This window comes from Lysinibacillus sp. NPDC058147, from assembly GCF_042884205.1.
In the GTDB taxonomy this organism is placed as follows: domain Bacteria; phylum Bacillota; class Bacilli; order Bacillales_A; family Planococcaceae; genus Lysinibacillus.
Genome location: NZ_JBHVUJ010000001.1, coordinates 33,433 through 38,999 on the forward strand (window position 1 = coordinate 33,433; position 5,567 = coordinate 38,999).

Sequence of the window (5,567 nt, forward strand, 5' to 3'; positions counted from 1 at the left end):
GCGTAGTGCAAACGCAGCGACAGCAACAGATATTTTTTGTGCGAAAGCGTAGTGCAAACGCAGCGACAGCAACAGATATTTTTTGTGCGAAAGCGTAGTGCAAACGCAGCGACAGCAACAGATATTTTTTGTGCGAAAGCGTAGCGACAGGTATGGATGTTTGGACACCCGCTGAAAGAAGTTAAAAAAGGCATGATTCCAATGCTCTATCGGAATCATGCCTTATATTGAAACGCTCTAACTAACTTAACGAATAATCTTTCATTTTTTCTAAAGCAATCACAAAGGGAGGATCATTTTGTTGATTTAGAAACTCGTATTTTAATACATGTACATATTTTTGGGGAAGTTGACTGACATATTCTATCACAGCATCTCGTTCTTCTTTACCACCTGGATGACCGTGATAAATGACAAGAACAATGAGACCACCGATTTTGAGAAGCTTTAGCAAATCTTCAATCGCTTGTAACGTAGTATTTGGCTGTGTAATGATGTCGTGATTACTACCAGGCAAATATCCAAGATTAAATATTGCAGCAGCTACGGGCTTGTGGATATAGTTGGCTACTTCTTCATGCCCTCTATTTAAAACAAGGGCACGATGCTCTAAGCCATTGTCTAAAAGGCGATGGAGAGTTGCATCAACAGCGCTCTTTTGAACATCAAAGGCGTATACTTGACCTTCATCACCGACAAGCTGTGCTAAAAACAATGTATCGTGGCCGTTTCCTGCTGTGGCGTCTACTACAGTGTCGCCCTCTTCAACTGTATCTTTTATCAGTTGTTGAGCATATTGTAAAACGCGTTGTAGCTTCATTTCGTAACCTCAGCATTATAAAATTTCCCTTGCCAGCTTCCACGACGTTCAAGCTCAGCGTCAATTCCATTTAATACTTCCCATTTATTAACGCTCCACATTGGGCCAATCATTAAATCAATTGGTCCATCGCCTGTGATACGGTGAATAACCATATCTGGTGGTAGAATTTCAAGTTGATCTGCTACAAGTTTTGTATAAACGTCCTGATCTAAAAATTCTAACATGCCCTTTTCATATTGCTTAACCATTGGTGTACCTTTTAAAAGGTGCAGTAAATGAATTTTAATACCTTGTACATCGAGCTTTGCAACTTCACGAGCAGTTTCCATCATCATGTCATAATCTTCAAGAGGAAGACCATTTATAATGTGCGAACAAACTCGAATACCATGTTTTCGTAGCTTTTCAACACCTTCCACATAGGTTGCATAATCGTGGGCACGATTTATAAGATTTGCAGTTTTTTCATGCACTGTTTGAAGCCCAAGCTCAATCCACAAATATGTGCGCTCGTTTAATTCAGCTAAATATTCGACAACATCATCTGGTAGACAGTCCGGACGAGTTGCGATGGATAATCCAACAACACCCTCTTGTGCCAACGCAGCTTCAAATTTTTCCTTTAACACTGGTAGCGGCGCATGTGTATTTGTATACGCTTGGAAGTAGGCCATGTATTTGCCGTCCTTCCATTTTTGATGCATTTTGTCACGTATTTCAGCAAATTGCACTTCGATAGGATCAACTTTGTTTCCCGCAAAATCACCTGAACCTGCTGCACTACAAAACGTACAACCTCCGAAGGCAACGGTACCATCACGATTTGGGCAGTCAAAGCCTGCGTCTAGTGCTACCTTAAAAACTTTATGACCAAATTGCTCACGTAAATAGCGATTCCATGTATAATATCTCTTCCCCTCTGAAGGAAAAGGAAAGTTTGTTTCTGTCATTTATTTCACTCCTCTAGCACTATATTTTAACACGTGCTAGTGCTTCCGTCATGAGGGAAGAATTTAATATTATGTGAATGACCTGAGTGAATGATGAGGGAAGCCAAGTGAAAAGTACATCGACTGGAGTAAAACATGAGGATGGTCGAAAAAACTACACAGAAAATATTCTAAATCCTATGTAAAAAGAGTAAATTTATTTTTCTTGTACTTTTGTATTTTTCAACATAAACTAACTATTTAGAGTAGCGAAATAATGGAGGATATTTTATGCCAAAAAGCGTTTGGTTTTTAATTATCGGAATGCTTGTGAACACGACGGGCAATTCATTTTTATGGCCTTTAAATGCCATTTATATGCATGATTATTTAGGGAAGTCACTTGCGATGGCTGGCTTTGTGTTGATGTTGAATTCTGCTGCAGGCGTATTAGGAAATCTCTTAGGTGGTTATTTATTTGATAGAATAGGTGGCTATAAATCAACAATGTTTGGCATTCTTTTGACGATTGCCTCATTAACAGCTTTAACGATTTGGCACGGCTGGCCACATTATGTGTGGATATTAACGATTCTTGGCTTTAGTGGAGGCATTGTTTTCCCAGGAATGTTTGCATTAGCTGGAACTGCGTGGCCTGAGGGTGGACGAAAGGCCTTTAACGCAATTTATTTAGCTCAAAATTTAGGAGTAGCAATTGGTCCTGCACTTGCAGGCGTTGTTGCTGATTACAAATTTGACTACGTCTTTAAGGTCAACTTAGCGATGTATATTTTGTTCTTTTTTATAGCATTTTTTACTTTTAAACGATTAGAAGTGGGGAGCGTTTCACCGATGAATGTCGTGGGTGAAAGTAAGCGAATTATAAATAAAGCGCCGTTTTATGCATTATTAATTATAAGTTCTTCCTCTGTATTATGCTGGCTCGCTTATTCACAATGGAGTGCAACTATTTCTTCTTATACGCAAGATCTAGGATTAGGATTGAAACAGTACAGCTTACTTTGGACTATTAATGGTCTACTTATTGTTTTAGGGCAACCGTTAATTGCGCCGCTAGTGAAACGTTGGGAAAATAAATTAAAGCGTCAATTAGTATTTGGAGTTACTCTTATCGCAATATCCTTTGGAATCATTGCATTTGCAAGTGATTTTAAAATGTTTGGAGCAGCAATGGTTGTGCTAACTTTCGGTGAAATGTTTTATACGCCTGCTTTACCTACCATCGCCAATCAACTTGCACCAAAAGGGCGTCAGGGCTTTTATCAAGGGATTATTAATAGTGCAGCAACAACAGGTCGTATGATCGGCCCTTTATTTGGGGGTATTATGGTCGATCAGTTTGGAATGGTTGCACTCGTGTTAATTCTAGTAATTATAGTATTGTTTGCGATTATTCCATGCCTTATCTATGATTATCCTTTACGAAAGAATAAGGTGGTGACAGATTAATAGGTTAATAGTTAAATTTAACAAAAATACTTTTAAAACGAGCAAAAACTGTGTGGGAAACACGTTTTTTGCTCGTTTTTTAATATTTACTATTGAAAGTTAGTATATTTCAGGGTACAATTAACAATACATATTCAAATATTTGAATATATGAATATGATGCTTGGAGGGATTAATGTGGAAGAGAGCTTGCAGCAATTTAAGGCAGATTTTTTTAAAGCTTTAGCACATCCATTACGAATTAGAATTCTAGAATTACTAGTAGATGGTAAAAAAAATGTCAATGAAATTCAAAGCTGCTTAGAAAAAGAAGGCTCAGCTGTTTCTCAGCAATTAAGTGTATTACGAAGCAAAAATATTGTGTATGGGACGAAAGAGGGGAAAAAAGTTTACTATGCCTTAAGCGATCCGATGATTGTAGAATTACTTGGTGTTGCAAAAAATATTTTCAACAATCACTTAATAAATACAATTTCAAGATTAGAAGAAATGACTATTAATGAAAATAATGAAGAGGATATGTAAACTTTGTAGACGGAGTTCTTATGACACATTTACCTTGCTTATTATTTTGAAGGGAAGATTTATAGATGAAGTCACTGTTTACAGGGCGATATGAAGGATATTCTGTTCATCATTTGAAAAAAGATTTAATCTCAGGGATTATTGTCGGGATTGTAGCAATACCACTGGCAATGTCCTTTGCCATTGCGTCAGGTGTTAATCCTGAGTATGGAATATATACGGCTTTTATTGCCGGAATACTTATTTCTATTTTTGGTGGTTCGAAGTATCAAATCGGGGGACCTACAGGTGCGTTTGTACCAATTTTGTTAGGGATAGTCATTTCGTATGGCTATGAAAACTTACTCATTGCTGGATTAATGGCCGGGATTATTTTGTGCTTAATGGGAATATTTAAACTTGGCTCATTAATAAAATTTATTCCTCGTCCCGTAACGATAGGTTTTACAGCAGGAATTGCGGTTATTATTTTTACAGGTCAAATTGCCAATTTCTTAGGTTTGACTAATATTAAAAGACATGAGTACTTTATTGACAATGTAAAAGAAATTGTTATGCATATTGGTACGACAAACTTTTATAGTGTTTTAACGGCAATCATTAGTCTCGTCATTATTTTAATAACACCGAAAGTTTTACCAAAAGTTCCAGGGGCGTTAGCGGGCATTGTTGTTTCTACATTAGTTGCAACGTTCTTTTTTTCTGAACAGGTTGCCACAATAGCAACAGCTTATGGTCAAATTCCGAGTACATTACCTAATTTTGTCGTTCCGGAAATCACATTAGAGCGAATTCAACTACTTATTGGACCAGCGTTCGTGATTGCCATGCTTGGTGGGATTGAATCACTTCTATCTGCAGTAGTAGCAGATGGCATGACAAATACAAAACATAATAGTAATCGAGAACTTGTTGGTCAAGGGATTGCTAATATCGTCACTCCTTTCTTTGGTGGGATTCCTGCAACGGGGGCAATTGCTCGTACTGCGACAAATATTAAAACAGGTGCAGCATCACCATTATCAGGTATTATTCACGGTGTATTTGTATTAGTCACTTTATTATTATTAGCGCCCTTTGCTTCACATATTCCTTTAGCAAGTATGGCTCCAGTTTTAATGGTTGTTGCTTGGAATATGAGTGAGCAAAAGCATTTTAAGCATATCGTTAAATTAAAAACAGGAGATTCACTCGTTTTAATTATTACGTTTCTTCTTACTGTTTTTACAAGTTTAACATTAGCTGTAGGGGTAGGGCTTGTGTTAGCCGTTGTACTTTTTGCGAAGCGTATGAGCGAAAAGCTTGTAGTAACAAAAGTATTACCGGACCATTCGTTAACGAGCGGAAAAGTGCAATCACATGCTGTACATCAGAAGCGTGACTGTCCGCAAATTAGTATTTATACAATTGAGGGTCCACTTTTCTTTGGCGCAGCTCAAGCTTTTGAACAGGCAATTGTAAGTTCTATTCATCAACAACAAAAAGTTTTGATATTACGCATGAGTAAAGTTCCTTTTATGGATTCTACTGGTGAGACATATTTCAGTAATATCATTCGGAATTTTGAAGCACAGGGTGGCACCATTTTAGTTACAGGTGTGCAAGATGAATTGAAATTAGCACTACAAAACAATGGTATATATGCTGAAATTGGTGAAGAGAATTTCTATCAGCGTACCGGAGAAGCGATTAATAAAGCTTTAAGCTATTTAGATACAGATAAATGCATTGGATGTAAGCATTTTGCTTTCCGTGAATGTCAGGAATTATCCCGCGTAAACGGGCAGTAAGCTATCTGGGAGATAAACTGCCCGTAAACG

Annotated in this window: 5 protein-coding genes; 3 read left to right on the forward strand and 2 right to left on the reverse strand. The window is 37.5% G+C overall.

All coding sequences use genetic code 11. From position 1 onward, the window contains the following. Positions 1 to 241: 241 nt before the first annotated feature. On the reverse strand, positions 242 to 820 hold the full coding sequence (gene mnmM / locus ACFVT8_RS00160; RefSeq protein WP_387082504.1) for a tRNA 5-(aminomethyl)-2-thiouridylate-methyltransferase MnmM: 579 nt from the start codon (positions 818 to 820) through the stop codon (positions 242 to 244). Then, complete coding sequence (gene mnmL / locus ACFVT8_RS00165) at positions 817 to 1,773, reverse strand: tRNA modification radical SAM protein MnmL/YtqA (RefSeq protein ID WP_387082503.1); 957 nt, start codon at positions 1,771 to 1,773, stop codon at positions 817 to 819. The genes mnmM and mnmL overlap by 4 nt, the downstream gene beginning before the upstream one ends. Before the next feature lie 270 nt (positions 1,774 to 2,043). Between mnmL and ACFVT8_RS00170 the strand changes: the two genes are divergently transcribed. The 3 genes from ACFVT8_RS00170 to ACFVT8_RS00180 all read left to right on the forward strand — a co-directional run bounded on the left by ACFVT8_RS00170 (position 2,044) and on the right by ACFVT8_RS00180 (position 5,537). After that, positions 2,044 to 3,222, forward strand: coding sequence for an MDR family MFS transporter (locus tag ACFVT8_RS00170; RefSeq protein WP_387082502.1), 1,179 nt, complete (start codon positions 2,044 to 2,046; stop codon positions 3,220 to 3,222). 159 nt (positions 3,223 to 3,381) lie between these two features. Then, positions 3,382 to 3,747 (forward strand): ArsR/SmtB family transcription factor, encoded by a 366-nt coding sequence (locus ACFVT8_RS00175; protein WP_387082560.1) that lies wholly within the window; start codon positions 3,382 to 3,384, stop codon positions 3,745 to 3,747. A 65-nt stretch (positions 3,748 to 3,812) separates the two neighbouring features. Beyond that, positions 3,813 to 5,537 carry a SulP family inorganic anion transporter gene (locus tag ACFVT8_RS00180; protein WP_387082501.1) on the forward strand — a complete coding sequence of 575 codons (1,725 nt, stop codon included), beginning with the start codon at positions 3,813 to 3,815 and terminating at the stop codon, positions 5,535 to 5,537. Positions 5,538 to 5,567 lie beyond the last annotated feature (30 nt).